The sequence below is a fragment of the Vreelandella alkaliphila genome (genome assembly GCF_016107625.1).
In the GTDB taxonomy this organism is placed as follows: Bacteria; Pseudomonadota; Gammaproteobacteria; order Pseudomonadales; family Halomonadaceae; genus Vreelandella; species Vreelandella alkaliphila.
Window position 1 is genome coordinate 608,970 of the sequence record NZ_JABASV010000001.1, and the last position, 17,941, is coordinate 626,910.

The following is a 17,941-nucleotide window of genomic DNA, read 5'->3' on the forward strand; positions in this document are numbered from 1 at the left end:
CACCATTGCCGTTCACCACTTACTTTAGAACCCACATCGAGAATTCATGAACGTTCCTATCAAGACGCCTTCTGAAATCGAGAAAATGCGTGAAGCCGGGCGCCAAGCCGCCAGCGTCATTGAAATGATCACCCCCCACATCAAGGCGGGGATCTCTACGGGTGAAATTGATCGCCTGTGCCACGATTTTATTGTTAACAATTTGGGCTCTACACCTGCCCCGCTGAACTACCACGGTTTTCCGAAAGCAACCTGTACATCAATCAATCACGTGGTCTGTCATGGCATTCCTGATGATGCCAAAAAATTGAAGAACGGCGATATCATGAATTTGGATATCACCGTCAAAACAACCGACGGCTACCACGGTGATTCCAGCGTGATGTTCGTCATCGGCGATACGATCCAGGGCGAGCGCTTATGTCGTATCACCCAAGAGTGCCTGTACAAAAGCATTGAGCTAGTAAAGCCTGGCATACACCTTTCGGAACTTGCCCGCGTCATTCAGCAACATGCTGAAGCACACGGCTACTCCGTGGTGCGCGACTTCTGCGGTCACGGCATCGGCGCCGATTTCCACGAAGATCCGCAGTTTCTTCACTATGATGGCTATGCACCCGATGCCGACATCTCGCTGGAAGCTGGCATGTGTTTTACTATCGAACCAATGATTAACGTAGGCGGCTATAAAACCAAGGTGCTACGCGATGGTTGGACAGCGGTCACTAAGGATCGAAGCTTATCTGCCCAGTGGGAGCACACGCTGCTGGTCACAGAAACCGGTGTTGACGTGCTGACTGCACGCAGCGACGAAGACTTCAGTTTTCTAAATCGCTGATGCTTCTTCATCACTACCGGTTCGAGCCGGACACCACGCTGTACGATCTCGCTATGTTTCGCACCGAACTCGCCGGATCACGCTCCCCCATTGCGCCGTTTAAGGCGGCGCTTCGGGAGCTACAAGCCAAGCTGGATGAGCAGTTTCGCTCTGGGGCTGATATACGCGACCTAGTCCGCGGGCGAGCGTGGTATCTGGATCAGCTGCTAGCCATTGCCTGGGCCCAGCACGACTGGCCTGACGATGGCGTTGCCCTGGTGGCAGTGGGTGGTTACGGCCGAGGCGAGCTACACCCGCACTCAGACATCGACCTCCTACTGCTACTGGAGCATGATGATGACACCCCTTATCGCGAGTCGCTAAGCGCTTTCATTACCTTCTTATGGGATATCGGTCTCGAGATCGGCCATAGCGTGCGCTCGCTTAATGACTGTGAGCGGGAAGCTGAAGCTGATGTCACCGTGATGACCAACCTGTTGGAATCGCGACTCATTGCTGGCCCCGAACATCTTCGCCAAAAGATGCGTGAACGCCTTAGCGCCGAGCATATTTGGCCTGCTGACCGCTTTTTTGAAGCAAAGTGGCAAGAACAAATTGCCCGCCACTATCGCTACAACAACTCGGAATACCACCTAGAGCCAAACCTGAAAAGCTCCCCAGGCGGCCTACGTGATATTCAAATGATTGGCTGGGTAGCTAAACGCCATTTCGACACTGAGCACTATGCTGACATCGTCGCGAATGGCTTTATGAATGATGCCGAACTGCGCATTCTAAGCCAGGGCCAAGCCTTTTTATGGCAGGTGCGTTATGCCCTGCACATGCTAACAGACCGCGCCGAAGATCGATTACTTTTTGATCACCAACGTACCATTGCCGAAATGTTTGGCTTTAGGGATACCCCTGAGCGTTTAGCAGTTGAACAGTTCATGAAGCGTTACTACCGGCATGTGACCGCCCTGGCTGGGCTTAACGACATGCTGTTACAGCACTTCGATGAGGTTATTCTGCGCGGCAAAGAGGCCTTGGAAACCGTTAAGCTAAACGAGCGCTTCGAAACCAAAGGCGGCTACATCCAAGCGCGCTCACGCAATCTGTTTCGTGAGCGACCTGCGGCCATGCTGGAACTGTTTCTGCTGATGGCAAAGCACCCGGAAATAGAAGGGGTACGCGCCGACACCATTCGCCTGATCCGTGACCATCGCCATCAAATTGATGACCACTACCGCGAAGACCCTCGCCATCAGCGACTATTCATGTCCATTTTGCGGGCTCCCGGCAATGTCCCTCGCCAATTAAGGCGCATGAACCGTTACGGCATCTTGGGCAAGTATCTGCCAGAATTTGGTCGCGCGGTCGGGTTGATGCAGCACGACTTGTTCCACATTTACACGGTAGACGCCCACACCCTTCGCTTACTGAAGTTTTTACACGGTTTTCGCAAACCGGATGCCAAAGACGACTTCCCCGTCGCAGCCACACTGATTCATCAACTGCCTAAAATGGATCTGCTGTGGATTGCCGGGCTGTTTCACGATGTTGGCAAGGGCCGCGGCGGCGATCATTCTGAGATTGGTGCGCGTGATGTTGAGCAATTCTGTCATCGTCACCATGTCTCTCAACACGACACCAACTTACTGCGCTGGCTGGTGGAGCATCACCTATTGATGTCTATGACCGCCCAGAAGCGCGACATTAGCGATCCGGACGTGATTCGCGACTTCGCTCTAACGGTGCGCGACGAGACCCGCTTAGACTATCTCTACGTGCTCACCGTTGCCGATATCAATGCAACCAACCCCACCCTGTGGAACGGCTGGCGTGCGTCGCTGTTGCGCCAGCTTCATGCTGAAACCAAGCGAGCACTGAGACGAGGGCTAAAAAACCCGCCTGACCGAGATGACTGGGTGCGCGAAACTCGTACCGAAGCCCGTTCGTTACTGCAAACAGTCGGCGTAGACAGCGCTCAGATTGATCAACTGTGGGAGTCCCTCGGCGAAGACTATTTCCTTCAGTACGCACCCAGCGAAATTGTCTGGCAGACCCAAGGCATTCTTGCCCACCAGCCGTCTGTTTTGCCGCTGGTCTTAATTAGCGCACCCACCGCCGATATGGCCGAAGGCGGCACCAAGGTTTTTATCCATACCCGCTCGGTAGACGACCTATTTGCCGCGACCGCCGCCGCCATGGAGCAGCTAGGTCTATCTATCCATGATGCCCGCATCGCCACCTCGCACAACGACTGGACGCTAAATACGTTTATTGTGCTAGATCATTACGGCCAACCTATCCGTGATCCTGAGCATATTGAGGAGATGCGTCGGCATCTCGTCGAAGAGCTGGACGATCCGGATGACTATCCAGAGATCGTCACGCGCCACACACCGCGCCAGCTTAAGCACTTCAAGGTACCCACCGAGGTGGTCATTGAGCAGGACCCAGCCAACGAACGTACGCTGCTAGAGCTAACTGCCCCAGACCGCCCCGGCCTGCTGGCTCGTGTCGGGCGTATTTTTATGGAACAGGATATTGCCTTATCGGCTGCGAAAATTGCCACGTTGGGGGAACGGGTTGAAGACGTTTTCTTTATCACCACGAAAGCGGGCGAGCCGCTCACCGATCCAGAACGGCAACAGCAGCTTCGCGAACGGCTTATCGAAGTATTAGGCGTGTAAGCGCTTAAATGAGCGACGCCTTGGTGGTTAAGTTTGAGGTGGCACCAGGGGTTGCCTATAATCGGCGGTTTAGTTGGCCGTTTTTACAGACATCCAGCACCGCCTTTAGGCTATCAACGGACATGCCATGAATCCTGATCTAAACCTTCTGCACCCCTATCCGTTTGAAAAGCTAGCCGCCCTAAAAGCAGCGCTTGTGCCACCGGTGGGGCTTGCACATATTCCCCTCACTATTGGGGAGCCTCAACACGCCCCTTACGCAGGGGCGTTAGAGGCGCTGGTTGCCCATCAATTAGAGATGGCTCGCTACCCGGCAACCAACGGCCTACCCGCCCTACGCGAAACCATTGCCCACTGGGCAATCCAACGCTTTTCGCTTGCCGGGCTAGATGCCGAACAGCAAGTACTCCCCGTTAACGGCACCCGCGAAGCAATTTTTGCCTTTGTGCAAGCCGCCTTGGATCGCCAGCGCCCCGCTAAGGTGGCTGTCCCTAATCCCTTCTACCAAATTTATGAAGGGGCCACACTACTGGCAGGTGGCGAGCCGCTCTATTTGGAGTGCACGGCTGACAACGGTTTTCGCCCTGATTTTTCGGCCGTGAGCGCGGCAACCTGGCGCGATGTACAAATGGTATTCATTTGCTCACCTGGCAACCCCACAGGGGCCGTCACGCCACTTTCTGAATTCAAGGAGCTCATCGCACTGGCTGATGAGCACGACTTTATCATCGCCTCCGATGAGTGCTACTCAGAGCTATATCTGGATGAAAGCACGCCCCCTCCCGGCCTGCTACAAGCCTGCGCAGAGCTTGGACGCGACGACTATCAACGCTGCGTAGTGTTTCATTCGCTATCTAAGCGCTCTAACCTGCCAGGGCTACGCTCCGGCTTTATAGCGGGTGACGCGAACCTTCTCGCGCCGTTTAAGCGCTACCGCACCTATCATGGCTGTGCAATGTCGTTGCCGCTTCAGCACGCCTCTATCGCCGCTTGGCAGGATGAAACCCACGTACGTGCCAACCGGGACGCTTACCGCGAAAAATTTAGCGCTGTCACCAACGTGCTGGCACCCGTAATGGACTTCCCTACGCCGGAAGCTAGCTTTTACCTGTGGCCAGCAGTGCCCGACGGCGATGACATCGCCTTTACTCAGCGGCTATTTAGTGAGCAACACGTCAGCGTGTTACCTGGCAGCCTCATGGGCCGCCCAGGGAAAAATGGCCATAACCCCGGTTCGGGTCGACTACGTTTAGCATTAGTGGCGGAGCTTGCGCCCACGCTCGAAGCAGCTGAGCGACTTCGTCAACTGCTTGAGCGCGGCTAGACACCGTAGACTTGTTTAAGGAGGTTATATGCTGACACTCTATATCATCAACACATGCGACACCTGCCGCAAAGCACGCAACGTACTTGAAGAGAAAGGTATCCCTTTCAAGACCCATGACCTGCGTAAAGATGGTCTTTCAGCCGGCTTACTTGAACACATTCTTGAGCGCGTACCGCTATTAGAAGCGCTTAATAAGCGCAGCAAAACATGGCGTGATTTACCCCAGGAAGAAAAAGACAGCCTGGATGCTACCTCTGCCCGCAGGCTAGTGCTTGAACAGCCCACGCTGCTCAAAAGACCACTGCTAGAAGTTGATGACGACACTATTTTAGTGGGCTACCGCAACGGCGATTACGACTCTCTCAGCGGTTAACATACCACTGACCCTAACAACTGATTGTTATTCAAAACTTTAAAGGAAGACGCGTTATGCTGAGCTTCGCGCTTGGAATCGGCACCCAAAACACACAGGGCGACTGGTTAGAAATCTACTACCCAGCACCACTGTTTAATCCTGCAGACAGCTTGGTAGCCGCAGCCAAAGAGGCGTTAGACGCCCCCGCTGGCAATACGGCAATCAGTTTCCTGCCCGAAGATTGCACGCGCTTGGCCAAAGCGCTGGAAGCTGCTGGTCACTCTGAGCAGGCAGCACTCGCCGAATCATTCGCCGCCAGCCATCGCCCCCTGGTCGCAATGTTTTTAGAAAGCGATCAGGCACCGCAGACCGTTCCTGAAGTTTACTTAAAGCTGCACTTGCTCTCTCACCGCTTAGTAAAGCCTCACGGCCTGGATCTGACGGGAATGTTTGGCCTGCTGCGCAACATCGCCTGGACCAACGAAGGCGCGATTGATATTGAAGAGCTGCCCGCCCGCCGTCTTAAAGCGCGTTTAGCGGGTCGCGCGCTGTCAGTCGACTGCGTCGATAAATTCCCCAAAATGACCGATTACGTGGTACCCACCGGCATCCGCATTGGCGACACTGCTCGCGTGCGCCTGGGCGCTTACCTGGGTGAAGGCACCACGGTAATGCATGAAGGCTTCGTCAACTTCAACGCAGGTACTGAAGGCCCCGGCATGATTGAAGGGCGCATTTCTGCTGGCGTCATGGTCGGCAAAGGTTCCGACCTGGGTGGCGGCTGCTCCACCATGGGAACGCTGTCTGGCGGCGGTAATATCATTATCAAGGTAGGCGAAGGCTGCCTGATTGGCGCTAATGCCGGCATCGGTATTCCGCTAGGTGACCGCTGCACCGTAGAAGCGGGCTTATATATTACCGCGGGCTCGAAAGTTACTCTGCTCGACGATCAGAAACAAGAAGTTAACACCGTGGCAGCACGCGAGTTAGCAGGCCAAGATGACTTATTGCTGCGTCGCAATTCACAAAATGGCCGTATTGAGTGCCTGACGAATAAAAGCGCCATTGCGCTGAACGAGGCACTGCATGCCCATAACTGAGCCTGAAACGCTGTCGCCCACGTTGCAGCTCGCGTTTGAGCTACTTAGCCGGGCGTCAGTAACGCCGGATGACGAAGGCTGCCAGGAACTTATGATCGAGCGCTTAACAGCGCTCGGTTTTCATATCGAGCAACTGCCGTTTGGCGATGTCAAAAACTTCTGGGCAATAAGAGGCCATCACGGCCCCGTATTGGCCTTTGCTGGCCACACTGACGTCGTACCCAGTGGGCCCCATACGAACTGGGAATTCCCACCGTTTGAGCCGTGTATTGATGAGCACGGCATGCTCTGTGGGCGAGGCGCAGCAGACATGAAGGGCAGCCTAGCGGCGATGCTCACTGCCGTTGAGCGCTTTGTGACCACCCATCCAGAGCACGATGGACGCATTGCGTTTTTAATCACATCCGATGAGGAAGGCCCTGCCATCGATGGCACCAGCGCAGTGGTTGAGCATTTACGCGAACGCAACGAGCGCTTGGACTACTGCATTGTCGGTGAGCCCTCGTCGACCTCACGACTGGGCGATATGATTAAAAACGGACGCCGCGGGTCACTGGGCGGCGTGCTACATATCAAAGGGATTCAGGGTCATGTGGCCTACCCACACCTTGCGCGCAACCCTATTCACCAAGCGATGCCCGCACTGGATGCGTTGGTTAACGAGCACTGGGACGCAGGCAATGACTTTTTCCCTGCCACCAGCTTCCAGATATCTAATTTTCGCGCGGGCACCGGGGCCACTAACGTCATTCCAGGTGAAGTAGAAGTCGTGTTTAACTTCCGCTATTCCACGGAAGTTACCCATGAGATGCTAAGAAGCCGCACCGAGTCGATTTTGGATCAGCATGGCCTCGAGTACCATATTGATTGGACGCTCAACGGCGAACCATTCCTGACCTCAGAAGGCGAATTAGTCGATGCTGCCATTCGCGGTGTAGAAGCCGTTACCGGCGAGCGCCCTGCACTTTCGACCAGCGGCGGCACCTCGGATGGTCGCTTCATCGCGACACTTGGCGCCCAAGTGGTCGAGCTTGGCCCGCTTAATGACACTATTCATAAAGTGAATGAGCGCGTGCGCGCCAGTGACTTGGATGAACTAAGCCGCATTTATGAGGCAACGCTTCAAGCCTTGTTAACGGACGACGAGGTGAGCGTATGATGGAGCGGTTTCCGGATATTGAGGTATACCTTGCCAGCGTAGCGATAGATAAGCTCAATGCGTGGCTAAGCGAAGCTCTCGATGCACCGCCCCTTAGCCCAGCCGGCAAGGGTAAATGGAAGACTCGCGGCCACCATCAAGGTGAAGCTGTGCCCGTACTATTGGTGGACAAAGCAGCCGATGGTTTTGCCAGCTTGTGGTTTGATAGCCACCACACCCCGTGGCACACCGACCAAGAGTGCGCTCAGCACGCCGCCGAAGCTTTACAGACCGAGGTTCGCTGCTCGTTAGGTGGTTGGCACCCCGGAGATGACCCTGACCGCTTCTGGCAAGTATTGCCAGGGGGCCAGGAAAGAGCTATTGAATGGCCTGATTCAGGCCGTTAAACGCACAAGACCCCGCTTAGCGGGGTCTTGTTTTTCAGCAGTTGACGATGCTAGCGCGATTCAATCAAAGCTACTCAATAATACTAACGTCGTCTGCCTGAAGGCCACGGTCATTCTTAATCACGTGATAGCGAACAATCTGCCCTTCAGCAAGCATACGCGGGCCACGGCCACGAATAGCACGAAAGTGAACAAACACATCCTCGCCATTATCCCGGGTAATAAAGCCGTAACCTTTATTGGTGTTAAACCACTTTACTTCGCCCTCTTCGCGACCATCATTGGGGTCGATGATATCTTCCTCTTCATCATCTTCCACTTCAGGTACCGCTTGAGGCTGACGCGGCGCAGATTTAGTTCGAGAAACATCAGCTTTCACTACCATAGGCGGCGCCAGAGCAGCAGCGGCTAAAGTACCTATAAATAACGCAATAAAACATCCCAGAGCAGCGGCAATATACACACCACTTACCCCGCTGATGGCAAGCTCAGCCAGCCACTGCTCAGCAAGCGGTGCATTCGTTAAATGAACAATCCCCGCCAAAAGAAGTGGCGTGGGGGCGGCAAGTAAAACACTGATGAAGAAACAGCGAAAAACAACTTTTGGATTCATAGATGATAAAAGCTCTCTTGTTGTATGGGTAACAGACGAAGGACAATACTCGGCCAACTAGGCCCATTCCTAACAGTACCGAGCATACTACACAAGGTCACGATGTTATCATGACAAACGAATTATCGCCTGCAGAGCTAACTCAACTTCTTGAATCTTTAGAGAGTCGACTGGCTTACCAAGAGCATTGGCTAGACACCCTTGACCAAGCGGTTGCTCAGCAAGAGCGTCGGCTAGAAAAGCTGGAGCAACTGAGCACGCTGATGCGTGACCGCTTGCGCGAGCAGTATCAGGCGCTCCAGGCGGGTGACTCGCAGGGTGATACCCGCCCAGAAGACGAAGTCCCCCCTCACTATTAGCACCACCACTAGCAGCACCATCTGGGTATCAGCAGTATCACCTACTACTAATTGACGTACCGATTATCATGCCACTGCACTAGCTGGGTCGATGCTCTTGAGTCCAAAAGCATCGGCAACAGCCTGATAAGTCACTTGACCATTATGGACGTTGAGCCCGGGCAGGAAGTGTGGGTCGTCTTTAAGCGCCTGTTGCCAGCCTTTATCAGCCAGCGCCAGTACAAACGGCAAGGTGGCATTGGTAAGACCCAAAGTAGATGTCCGCGCCACCGCGCCAGGCATATTGGCCACACAGTAATGAACGATGCCATCCACAATATAGGTCGGCTCGGCATGCGTCGTAGGCTTGCTGGTTTCAAAACAGCCGCCCTGATCGATGGCTACGTCTACCAATACACTGCCCGGCTTCATATCGGACAGCATGGCACGGGTAATCAACTTGGGAGCAGCGGCTCCGGGGATAAGTACGGCGCCAATGATCATATCGGACTCTTTAGCTGCCTGATCAAGGGCGTCCGCCGTTGAGTAGACAGTTTTGATGCGCCCCTGGTAACGATCGTCCAGCACCTCTAAGCGAGCAATCGACTTGTCAAGAATGGTCACCTCGGCCCCCAACCCTAACGCCATACGGGCGGCGTTTTCACCAACCACACCACCGCCAATCACGGTAACTTTACCCGGAGCAACGCCTGGCACACCAGGCAATAGCACGCCGGAGCCACCCTGGGCTTTTTCCAGGCTATGCGCACCTGCCTGGACGGCCATGCGCCCAGCAACCGTGCTCATCGGCGCGAGCAGCGGTAGCCCACCTTTTGCATCGGTGATGGTTTCATAGGCAATGCAGGTAGCACCGCTGGCCATCAGCCCTTGGGTTAATTTTTCCTCAGCGGCCAAGTGCAAGTAGGTGAACAGCGTTTGGTTGGCGGTTAGACGCGCCACTTCTTCGGCCTGAGGCTCTTTTACCTTGAGAATCAGCTCGGCGCTTTGCCACAACGCATCTACATTAGCTTCCACCTGGGCGCCTGCGGCTTCATAGTCGCTGTCGCTAAATCCGGCTCCTTCTCCTGCAGCTGCCTGCACGCTTACCGAGTGGCCACGCCCTACTAGCTCCCGTGCACCTGTCGGAGTGAGTGCCACCCGATACTCGTGGTTTTTGATCTCTTTTGGGACGGCGATTTTCATTAGCGTTTTCCTTCTCTATTGATTGTTAGTGCTAAATCTCAACTGCTAAGTCTCAACTGCTAAGTCTCAACTGCTAAATCTCAACTGCTAAGTCTCAACTGCTAAGTCTCAACTGCTAAGTCTCAACTGCTAAGTCTCAACTGCTAAGTCTCAACTGCTAGATAGTCAGAGCCTCATCTTTACTACCTATCTTTACCACCTAGCCGTTAGAGCCAGGCCATCAATAAGCGCTATTAAGCAAATTACAGCACAGCTGGCACTAACCACCACCTCAAGCAAGAAAAACAAAAAAAACGCCAGCTAGGGCGTTTTTGGGAGAAGAATCTAGCGTTTAACGAAAATCAGCGAAAAAATCGACGGCATTTTAGCATTAGCTACTCCGCCACCACCGCACCACCGTAAATGCGCTGGTACTCATCAGGCAGCCGCGTGGGCCGCCCGCTGCTAAGCGCCACACAGGCAAACCTGGTGCGAGCATTTAGCAACGTCTTGCCACTCCCCACGCGCTTAAGCTGGAACCGGCGGGTCAAACTAAAACGGCCATCGCAGGCAACAATCCACGTCGCCAGTTTCAACTTATCGTCGACAAAGGCGGGTGCCAGATAGTCCAACTCATGACGATGGACGACCATGGCACGGTCTAGGGACTGATAGCGCTCAAGGGATAGCCCCAAGGCTTCGGAGTGGGCCCAACTGATCTGCTCAACCCAGCGTAAATACTCGCTGTTATTGACATGCCGGTAAGCGTCAATGGCCTCCGGTGTCACCTGAAGATCGATCACAAAAGGGTTTGGCAGTGCCCACTCCATAACGCTACTCCTTGCGGTGACTCCTTGATGCTACTTCTTGCCTTGCAAATGTTTGCCAAGCAGCGTCTTTGGCCTAGTCGCGGAATACCCGCACGCCCAGCGCCTTCAGATACGAAGTTTCCGGGATAGCCGGATGAACGGGGTGATCGGGGCCCTGATGTCCTTGAAAAATCACCTGGCCATGACGGTCTTGGTGGCGAACGGCACCACGAACCACATCCACCAAACGCTCAGGAGCGAGGTGCATGGAACACGAGGCTGACAACAGCAAGCCATCGCGGCCCAATAGCCGCATCGCTTCACGGTTTAGTCGTGCGTAAGCACGCTCACCATTAGGGATATCCTTGCGCTTTTTGATAAACGCAGGCGGATCAAGAATGACCACATCAAACTGTTCGCCGTCGGCTTTCAGTGCCGCTAACGCTTCAAAGGCATCGCCTTCGGCTACTGCGACCTGCTCCTGCACACCATTTAACTCAGCATTGCGTGCCACCTGATCTAGCGCTGAGGCAGAAGCATCGACACACAACACTTCCGAGGCACCGCTCGCAGCCGCCTGAACACCCCAGCCGCCCACGTAACTGAACACATCCAGCACGCGCTTGCCCGCCACTTGGCTGTTCAGCCATGCGCGGTTGACGCGATGGTCGTAGAACCATCCTGTCTTTTGGCCATTCAGAACAGGCACTGCAAAGGTAACCCCATTCTCTTCCAGTAGAACCTCGTCAGGAAGTGTGCCTTTGACCACTTCAACGTGGGCTTCTAGGCCTTCCTGGCGACGGCCGCCCGTATCATTACGGAACACGATGGCATTAGGCTTAACAACTTTTTCCAGCGCATCGACAATATCTTCCGCCAACGCTTGCATACCTGCGGTATTCAACTGCACCACCAGCACATCACCGAAACGGTCAATCACCAAGCCCGGTAACAGGTCACCTTCACCGTGGATCAAACGGTAAAAAGGTTTATCGAACAGACGCTCACGCAGCGCCAACGCTTGGTTGAAGCGGTGTACGAATAACGAGCGATCTAGGCGCATTTCTGGGTCACGCGACATCACCCGACCACAAATCAGCGAGTGCGGATTAATGTAAGCGACGCCAAGGGTTTTGCCATTGGAAGCTTCAACTAACGCAGGCTCACCAGCCGCAAAGTTTTTTAGTGGCGTCTCTTTGATATCTACCTCGTTGGAGTAGATCCATAGATGGCCCGCCTTCAGGCGGCGATCGGCATTTTTATTCAGGCGCAGGCGTTGAGTCACAACAATCTCCAAAAGAGCAATCTTACAAAGCACATAGACTCTGAAAGCATAGGCAAAACAGTTAATATCAAAGAGCGGCCGCTAACGCTGACAACCAGGGCAAAACACGCTGGCCCGCTGGCCTAGAGTGATACGACGCAGCTCAACGCCACAGCGCAGGCAAGGCTGCCCATGGCGCCCATATACATTCAGTTGCTGGGCAAAGTAACCTGGCTCGCCCTGCCCACTGACAAAATCCCGCAGCGTGGTGCCACCTTGGGTAATCGCTGCCGCCAGCACCTCTTTAACCGCCGCGGCTAGCTGCTGGTAACGGGCCAGGGAAATTTTCCCAGCGGCACGTCGGGGATCAATGCCCGCCATAAATAGCGCTTCGGCAGCGTAAATATTACCCGCACCGACCACCACGCGGTTATCCATTAAAAAAGGCTTTACCGCAACGCGTTTATTACGCGATGCGTTATAGAGCCAGCGACCGTTAAACGCGTCATCCAACGGCTCAGGACCAAGGTGCGCAAGGCGCTTATCCAAGCTGCCATCGCCCTGCTGCCAGTCAACAAAACCAAAGCGACGCGGGTCATGGTAGCGCAGCACATGTCCCTTGGCCGTCACCACGTCAACATGATCATGCTTTTTAGGCAAATCGCCGACGTTTGCAATCCTTAGGCTGCCCGACATGCCCAGATGCCACAACAGCGTGGCCTCACCTTCAAGTGTCGCCACGGGAATTTGTAGGTACTTAGCGCGACGCTTTAATACGCCAACCCGAGCTCCTACTAGCCGCTCGGCTAGATCTTCGGGCACCGGCACGCGTAACCGGGTCTGGCGCACCAGCACCTCGGTAATCTCTTGCCCTTCTAAATAGGGGGCAATGCCGCGTCGCGTCGTTTCAACTTCAGGCAATTCGGGCATGATGAAAGTCTATGATGACAGCACCGTGACAACCATTCTGTCGCCTAAGCGGTGCCGAAGCGTAGGGACAGATACCGCCAACCTACAAAGTAAGCGGCTAAATACCGGGCATGCAAAAACCCGGCTTAGGGCCGGGTTTTTCAACAGGCGCTCGCCTGCGGTGAAAGCCGATCATTGTAATCGCGATTACTTGATCTTAGCTTCCTTGTAGATAACGTGCTTACGGACGACCGGGTCGTATTTCTTGAATTCGAACTTATCCGGTGTATTCCGCTTGTTCTTATCAGTGGTGTAGAAGTGGCCTGTACCGGCACTAGACACCAGCTTGATCTTATCGCGCATGGTTTAACTCTCCCAAAATGCTAGCTTAGATGGCGTCGCCGCGTTTGCGGATATCAGCCAGAACCGTTTCGATACCTTTCTTGTCGATGATACGCATTCCTTTAGAGGAAACGCGCAGCTTGACGAAGCGGTTTTCAGATTCAACCCAAAAACGATGGGTGTGCAGGTTCGGCAAGAAACGACGACGTGTCTTACGCTGGGAGTGAGAAACGTTATTACCAGTTACCGGACGCTTGCCGGTAACCTGACATACTTTGGACATGAGAGCCTCCAACCGCTTGGCGAGTTGTTCAAAACTGTCGGGCAAACCGGAGCAGGGAGGGAGTCGACGCAGTTAACTGCCTAGCTGTACCCAAATCCGTTATTCAACCCAAGTTTAAAGGTGGCACTTTATACCAGAGCACCCGGCTACCAGCAAGCAAAAACGCCCCAAAATGCCAAAAAAGGCATCTTTTGGACAATTTACTTAGGTAAACGACGAGATTTTGACGTCGCACCATTTTGATTAATTGCTATAGCCAACCGCGCTCGGCAAACGAAACCACGTTACCGTCCCCCACCACGAAATGATCAAGCACTCGCACATCGAAGAGTGCAAGGGCATCTTTTAGACGTTCAGTAATACGTCGATCAGCATCGCTTGGTTCAGCAACACCCGATGGGTGGTTGTGAGCCAGGATGACAGCACCAGCGTGTAATTCAAGCGCACGCTTGGCTACTTCGCGGGGGTAAACGGATGCGCTGTCTAGGGTACCGCGAAACAGGGATTCATAGCGAATAATTCGATGCTGTGTATCTAAAAAAAGCACGGCAAACTCTTCATGACCCAGATGACGAAGCTGGGAGCTTAAGTAATGACGCACAAGCGACGGCGATGTGAGCGCATTGCCACGGGCAAGCTGGCTCGCCAAATGACGCCTAGAAAGCTCCAGGGTCGCCTGAAGCTGGGCAAATTTCGCACTACCAAGCCCTCGAGCCGCACAAAACTGATCCTGATCCGCCTCCAAAAGCTGCCTCAAACCACCGAAACTGGCCAACAGATCCCGTGCCAGATCCACTGCAGAGCGCCCCTGCACGCCTACTCGCAAAAAAATGGCCAGTAGCTCGGCATCTGAAAGCGCCTGCACCCCCATGTTCAATAACTTCTCGCGTGGCCGCTCACCTTCCGGCCAGTGATTAATCCCCATCGCCGCCTCCTTGCCCACCTCTGATAGCACCGTCCGCGTTTGCTACTACGCCCACCCAAACTGGCTTTTCCAACTGCTGCTTGAGCATGCCAAAATAACCCGTCAAATGGTATGGTACTCACCTTTAACAAACGCTACATGGGACTACCCATCATGGCCTTATTATCGCCATCCCCGTTAACGTCGCTTGCTGGTAAGCGCCTGCTGCTTGGCATTAGTGCCGGCATTGCGGCTTATAAAAGCGCGCTGATTGTTCGGTTACTCAAGCAAGCCGGCTGTGAGGTTCGCGTGGTAATGACCGAGGGTGCTCAAGCGTTTATTACGCCGTTAACGCTTCAGGCGCTTTCAGGGGAGCCGGTACGCACCTCGTTGCTTGATCCTGAAGCAGAGGCTGGCATGGGGCATATTGAGCTGGCCCGCTGGGCAGATGCCGTATTGATTGCCCCAGCAACGGCTGATTTGATCGCCCGATTAGTGCATGGCATGGCTGACGACTTGCTAACCACTCTGTGCCTAGCCTGTGAAGCACCCAAGTTGATTGCACCGGCCATGAATCAGGCCATGTGGCGACACCCTGCAACTCAACGCAACGTCTCTCAGCTAGCCTGCGATGGCTGGCAGTTGATCGGGCCAGCGGCTGGTGACCAAGCGTGTGGCGACATCGGTCCTGGGCGAATGAGCGAACCAGAGGTTATTGTTGATTTCTTAGCACAGCATTTTGCTTCTGCTGCCAAATCACCAGCATCAGCCTCTGCGCCGCACGTAGTGATTACTGCGGGCCCCACCCGCGAGGCGCTAGATCCCGTGCGCTATCTATCCAATCACAGCTCAGGGAAAATGGGTTATGCACTGGCCGCTGAAGCTGCCGCCCAAGGAGCACGGGTGACGCTGATAAGCGGCCCAGTTAATCTCCCCACTCCTCTCGGCGTTGAACGCATCGATGTGGAAACCGCTGCACAAATGCATCACGAAGCGTTAACACTCGCCCCCCATGCTGGCCTATTTATTGGCTGCGCTGCGGTCGCTGACTACCGCGCTGCCAGCGCTGCCGAGCACAAAATCAAAAAAACCGACGACAGCGATACGCTAACGCTTACGCTGGTCAAGAATCCTGACATTATTGCCGATGTTTCCGCACTGCCTACTAACCAACGCCCTTTTGTGGTGGGCTTCGCCGCCGAGACTCAGGATGTCGCTCGCTATGCAGAAGATAAATTGACCCGCAAAGGGCTAGATATGATCGTAGCCAACGACGTTTCCCAGCAGGGGCTCGGTTTTGGCAGCGATAACAATGCCGCTCTGCTGCTGTGGCGCTCTGCGACGGGAACCAATCAACGGGAAGCCCCACCTCAGCCTAAAACCCAGCTAGCCGCGCTAATTATTCGTCACGCACTATCACTACTGCCTTCTCAACGGCCATCTCAACCACCTTCTCAATTATCCTCTCAATCCTCCGGAGAATTATCATGAGCGGTTCTCGCCCACGCCTGCAGTGCAAAGTATTGGATGAACGCCTGCACGACTACCTCCCCTCTTATGCAACAACAGGCTCAGCGGGGATGGATTTGCGAGCACTGCTAGATGAGCCACTGGTGCTTGCACCTGGTGACTGCCAGTTAGTGCGAACAGGCCTTGCCATTTACATAGAAGACCCTAGCTTGGCGGGTATGATTTTGCCTCGCTCCGGGCTAGGTCATAAGCACGGTATCGTGCTGGGCAACCTCGTCGGGCTCATCGACTCTGATTACCAGGGCGAACTGATGGTATCGGTTTGGAACCGTGGTCAAAGCAGTTTTACGTTATCGCCCTTTGAGCGTCTCGCTCAATATGTCGTTGTTCCTGTCGTGCAAGCAGAACTTACCATTGTTGATGCCTTTGAAGACTCCACTCGCGGCAGCGGTGGTTTTGGCAGCACAGGCAGCCAATAAGCCAAGCGCTGTTTTAGCGCATATCTAGGAGCGACAATGAACGTACCTGCGTCGATATTTCGTGCTTACGACATTCGCGGCATTGTGGGCGATACGCTGAGCGAGGCCACCACCGAACTCATTGGCCGAGCTATTGGTTCTGAAGCCGCCGCTCGAGGCGAGCAAACGGTCATTGTTGCCCGTGATGGACGACTTTCCGGGCCTCACCTGCAAGCAGCGCTGATTCGCGGCCTAACAGCCTCAGGACAAGACGTTATAGACATCGGCATGGTGCCTACCCCCGTGCTTTATTTCGCCACCCACACACTGCCTGAAAGCTGCTCTGGGGTAATGCTAACCGGCAGTCACAATCCACCTGACTACAACGGCTTCAAAATCGTCTTAGCGGGTGAAACGCTCTCCGGTGATGCTATCACCGCCCTCTATGAGCGCATCCAAGCAAACGACCTAACCAGCGGCCAAGGCAGCGTTCGCCGGCATGACCTACGCACGGCGTATCTTGAAAGAATTATTAACGACATCCATATCGAGCGCCCACTGAGCGCAGTTGTGGATTGTGGCAACGGGGTCGCCGGAGAGTTGGGCCCGCAGCTTATTGAGCGCCTGGGGGTAAAAACCACCCCATTATTTGCCGACATTGATGGGCACTTCCCGAACCACCACCCCGACCCAGGCAAACCTGAAAACCTACGCGACTTGATCCACAGCGTTAAGGAAACAGGTGCCGATATTGGCTTGGCTTTTGACGGCGACGGCGACCGTTTAGGCGTTGTCACGCCAAGTGGCCGTATGATCTACCCTGACCACCTACTGATGGTATTTGCAGCTGATATGCTGTCACGCACCCCCGGTGCCAAGGTGATCTTCGACATCAAATGCACAGGTAACCTGGCGCGAGTTATTAGCGACGCTGGCGGCAAGCCTGAAATGTGGCGCACCGGGCATTCACTAATCAAGGCACGCATGCGGGAAACCGGCGCTGAACTGGGCGGTGAAATGAGCGGGCATATTTTCTTCAAGGAGCGCTGGTATGGCTTCGACGACGGCATCTACGCCGCGGCCCGCTTGCTTGAAATTCTAGCCCGCCACCCCGGCAGTGCTGATGAACTGTTTGATCAATTTCCACAAGATATCAGCACGCCTGAAATTAATATCGCGGTCGCTGATGAAGAAAAATTTCCGCTTATCAAGAAGCTTGCTAGAGAGGGCGACTTCGGCGAAGGTATCAAAACCACGATTGATGGCATTCGCGTGGACTATGCCGATGGCTGGGGACTGTGCCGAGCCTCTAACACCACTCCTGCGCTAGTACTGCGCTTTGAGGGTAGCGATGCCGCGGCACTTAGCCGAATAAAACAGCGCTTTGCCAATGCGCTGGAGAAAATTTCACCAACGCTGATGATTCCTGAACCTCAATAACGTGGATAGATACGACAGGGTGAACAGAAGAAAAGTGATTGTGCCAATCGAATGCGCGACACAATAAGAATGCTAGACAACACGCCGCA

The 17,941-nt window shown here is 54.3% G+C and carries 19 protein-coding genes; 11 read left to right on the top strand and 8 right to left on the bottom strand.

The genetic code is table 11. The features are described from left to right. Positions 1 to 46 precede the first annotated feature (46 nt). The 7 genes from map to JFC11_RS02760 all read left to right on the top strand — a co-directional run bounded on the left by map (position 47) and on the right by JFC11_RS02760 (position 7,840). Positions 47 to 838: a type I methionyl aminopeptidase gene (gene map, locus JFC11_RS02730; protein ID WP_038481127.1), complete on the top strand. Its 792-nt coding sequence runs from the start codon at positions 47 to 49 to the stop codon at positions 836 to 838. Further along, positions 838 to 3,513: a [protein-PII] uridylyltransferase gene (locus JFC11_RS02735; protein WP_120385809.1), complete on the top strand. Its 2,676-nt coding sequence runs from the start codon at positions 838 to 840 to the stop codon at positions 3,511 to 3,513. Before map ends, JFC11_RS02735 begins: the two co-directional genes overlap by 1 nt. Positions 3,514 to 3,640: 127 nt before the next feature. After that, positions 3,641 to 4,837, top strand: a complete 1,197-nt coding sequence (gene dapC / locus JFC11_RS02740; protein WP_198348664.1) for a succinyldiaminopimelate transaminase — start codon at positions 3,641 to 3,643, stop codon at positions 4,835 to 4,837. 28 nt (positions 4,838 to 4,865) lie between these two features. Beyond that, positions 4,866 to 5,213: a Spx/MgsR family RNA polymerase-binding regulatory protein gene (locus JFC11_RS02745; RefSeq protein ID WP_198348665.1), complete on the top strand. Its 348-nt coding sequence runs from the start codon at positions 4,866 to 4,868 to the stop codon at positions 5,211 to 5,213. 56 nt (positions 5,214 to 5,269) lie between these two features. After that, positions 5,270 to 6,295, top strand: a complete 1,026-nt coding sequence (dapD, locus tag JFC11_RS02750) for a 2,3,4,5-tetrahydropyridine-2,6-dicarboxylate N-succinyltransferase (RefSeq protein WP_038481114.1) — start codon at positions 5,270 to 5,272, stop codon at positions 6,293 to 6,295. After that, positions 6,282 to 7,454 (top strand): succinyl-diaminopimelate desuccinylase, encoded by a 1,173-nt coding sequence (gene dapE / locus JFC11_RS02755; protein WP_198348666.1) that lies wholly within the window; start codon positions 6,282 to 6,284, stop codon positions 7,452 to 7,454. Before dapD ends, dapE begins: the two co-directional genes overlap by 14 nt. Beyond that, positions 7,451 to 7,840 carry a hypothetical protein gene (locus tag JFC11_RS02760; RefSeq protein ID WP_038481108.1) on the top strand — a complete coding sequence of 130 codons (390 nt, stop codon included), beginning with the start codon at positions 7,451 to 7,453 and terminating at the stop codon, positions 7,838 to 7,840. Before dapE ends, JFC11_RS02760 begins: the two co-directional genes overlap by 4 nt. A gap of 70 nt (positions 7,841 to 7,910) precedes the next feature. On the opposite strand, the gene JFC11_RS18940 is transcribed toward JFC11_RS02760, so the two are convergent. Then, the gene (locus JFC11_RS18940; RefSeq protein WP_038481105.1) at positions 7,911 to 8,453 is read right to left on the bottom strand and encodes a cold-shock protein; all 543 of its coding nucleotides are present in this window, start codon (positions 8,451 to 8,453) and stop codon (positions 7,911 to 7,913) included. Between the two features lie 110 nt (positions 8,454 to 8,563). On the opposite strand from JFC11_RS18940, the gene JFC11_RS02770 reads away from it, so the two are divergent. After that, positions 8,564 to 8,812, top strand: coding sequence for a SlyX family protein (locus tag JFC11_RS02770; protein ID WP_038481102.1), 249 nt, complete (start codon positions 8,564 to 8,566; stop codon positions 8,810 to 8,812). 66 nt (positions 8,813 to 8,878) lie between these two features. Here the strand turns inward: JFC11_RS02770 and ald are convergent, their stop codons facing one another. From ald to radC, 7 genes are all read right to left on the bottom strand, one after another. Then, the gene (gene ald / locus JFC11_RS02775; RefSeq protein WP_198348667.1) at positions 8,879 to 9,994 is read right to left on the bottom strand and encodes an alanine dehydrogenase; all 1,116 of its coding nucleotides are present in this window, start codon (positions 9,992 to 9,994) and stop codon (positions 8,879 to 8,881) included. 374 nt (positions 9,995 to 10,368) lie between these two features. Next, a complete protein-coding gene (locus tag JFC11_RS02780; RefSeq protein WP_198348668.1) occupies positions 10,369 to 10,803 on the bottom strand; it encodes an acyl-CoA thioesterase in 435 nt (144 codons plus the stop codon). 73 nt (positions 10,804 to 10,876) lie between these two features. Next, on the bottom strand, positions 10,877 to 12,067 hold the full coding sequence (locus tag JFC11_RS02785; protein WP_038481093.1) for a class I SAM-dependent rRNA methyltransferase: 1,191 nt from the start codon (positions 12,065 to 12,067) through the stop codon (positions 10,877 to 10,879). An 81-nt stretch (positions 12,068 to 12,148) separates the two neighbouring features. Continuing rightward, the gene (mutM, locus tag JFC11_RS02790) at positions 12,149 to 12,976 is read right to left on the bottom strand and encodes a bifunctional DNA-formamidopyrimidine glycosylase/DNA-(apurinic or apyrimidinic site) lyase (RefSeq protein ID WP_198348669.1); all 828 of its coding nucleotides are present in this window, start codon (positions 12,974 to 12,976) and stop codon (positions 12,149 to 12,151) included. 186 nt (positions 12,977 to 13,162) lie between these two features. After that, the gene (gene rpmG / locus JFC11_RS02795) at positions 13,163 to 13,318 is read right to left on the bottom strand and encodes a 50S ribosomal protein L33 (RefSeq protein ID WP_009098622.1); all 156 of its coding nucleotides are present in this window, start codon (positions 13,316 to 13,318) and stop codon (positions 13,163 to 13,165) included. Between the two features lie 25 nt (positions 13,319 to 13,343). Further along, a complete protein-coding gene (gene rpmB / locus JFC11_RS02800; RefSeq protein WP_038481085.1) occupies positions 13,344 to 13,580 on the bottom strand; it encodes a 50S ribosomal protein L28 in 237 nt (78 codons plus the stop codon). Positions 13,581 to 13,830: 250 nt separating this feature from the next. Next, positions 13,831 to 14,505: a RadC family protein gene (radC, locus tag JFC11_RS02805; RefSeq protein ID WP_089039238.1), complete on the bottom strand. Its 675-nt coding sequence runs from the start codon at positions 14,503 to 14,505 to the stop codon at positions 13,831 to 13,833. Between the two features lie 153 nt (positions 14,506 to 14,658). On the opposite strand from radC, the gene coaBC reads away from it, so the two are divergent. Genes coaBC through JFC11_RS02820 form a run of 3 tightly spaced genes read left to right on the top strand, consistent with a single transcriptional unit; the run spans position 14,659 to position 17,852 of the window. Beyond that, a complete protein-coding gene (coaBC, locus tag JFC11_RS02810) occupies positions 14,659 to 15,975 on the top strand; it encodes a bifunctional phosphopantothenoylcysteine decarboxylase/phosphopantothenate--cysteine ligase CoaBC (protein WP_198348670.1) in 1,317 nt (438 codons plus the stop codon). After that, positions 15,972 to 16,433 (top strand): dUTP diphosphatase, encoded by a 462-nt coding sequence (gene dut, locus JFC11_RS02815; protein WP_038481077.1) that lies wholly within the window; start codon positions 15,972 to 15,974, stop codon positions 16,431 to 16,433. Before coaBC ends, dut begins: the two co-directional genes overlap by 4 nt. A gap of 36 nt (positions 16,434 to 16,469) precedes the next feature. Then, on the top strand, positions 16,470 to 17,852 hold the full coding sequence (locus tag JFC11_RS02820; RefSeq protein WP_198348671.1) for a phosphomannomutase/phosphoglucomutase: 1,383 nt from the start codon (positions 16,470 to 16,472) through the stop codon (positions 17,850 to 17,852). Positions 17,853 to 17,941 lie beyond the last annotated feature (89 nt).

Coding starts and splice junctions, on each gene's coding strand:
- map (WP_038481127.1), top strand. CDS start 47: ATGAACGTTCCTATCAAGACGCCTTCTGAAATCGAGAAAATGCGTGAA.
- JFC11_RS02735 (WP_120385809.1), top strand. CDS start 838: ATGCTTCTTCATCACTACCGGTTCGAGCCGGACACCACGCTGTACGAT.
- dapC (WP_198348664.1), top strand. CDS start 3,641: ATGAATCCTGATCTAAACCTTCTGCACCCCTATCCGTTTGAAAAGCTA.
- JFC11_RS02745 (WP_198348665.1), top strand. CDS start 4,866: ATGCTGACACTCTATATCATCAACACATGCGACACCTGCCGCAAAGCA.
- dapD (WP_038481114.1), top strand. CDS start 5,270: ATGCTGAGCTTCGCGCTTGGAATCGGCACCCAAAACACACAGGGCGAC.
- dapE (WP_198348666.1), top strand. CDS start 6,282: ATGCCCATAACTGAGCCTGAAACGCTGTCGCCCACGTTGCAGCTCGCG.
- JFC11_RS02760 (WP_038481108.1), top strand. CDS start 7,451: ATGATGGAGCGGTTTCCGGATATTGAGGTATACCTTGCCAGCGTAGCG.
- JFC11_RS18940 (WP_038481105.1), bottom strand. CDS start 8,453: ATGAATCCAAAAGTTGTTTTTCGCTGTTTCTTCATCAGTGTTTTACTT.
- JFC11_RS02770 (WP_038481102.1), top strand. CDS start 8,564: ATGACAAACGAATTATCGCCTGCAGAGCTAACTCAACTTCTTGAATCT.
- ald (WP_198348667.1), bottom strand. CDS start 9,994: ATGAAAATCGCCGTCCCAAAAGAGATCAAAAACCACGAGTATCGGGTG.
- JFC11_RS02780 (WP_198348668.1), bottom strand. CDS start 10,803: ATGGAGTGGGCACTGCCAAACCCTTTTGTGATCGATCTTCAGGTGACA.
- mutM (WP_198348669.1), bottom strand. CDS start 12,976: ATGCCCGAATTGCCTGAAGTTGAAACGACGCGACGCGGCATTGCCCCC.
- rpmG (WP_009098622.1), bottom strand. CDS start 13,318: ATGCGCGATAAGATCAAGCTGGTGTCTAGTGCCGGTACAGGCCACTTC.
- rpmB (WP_038481085.1), bottom strand. CDS start 13,580: ATGTCCAAAGTATGTCAGGTTACCGGCAAGCGTCCGGTAACTGGTAAT.
- radC (WP_089039238.1), bottom strand. CDS start 14,505: ATGGGGATTAATCACTGGCCGGAAGGTGAGCGGCCACGCGAGAAGTTA.
- coaBC (WP_198348670.1), top strand. CDS start 14,659: ATGGCCTTATTATCGCCATCCCCGTTAACGTCGCTTGCTGGTAAGCGC.
- dut (WP_038481077.1), top strand. CDS start 15,972: ATGAGCGGTTCTCGCCCACGCCTGCAGTGCAAAGTATTGGATGAACGC.
- JFC11_RS02820 (WP_198348671.1), top strand. CDS start 16,470: ATGAACGTACCTGCGTCGATATTTCGTGCTTACGACATTCGCGGCATT.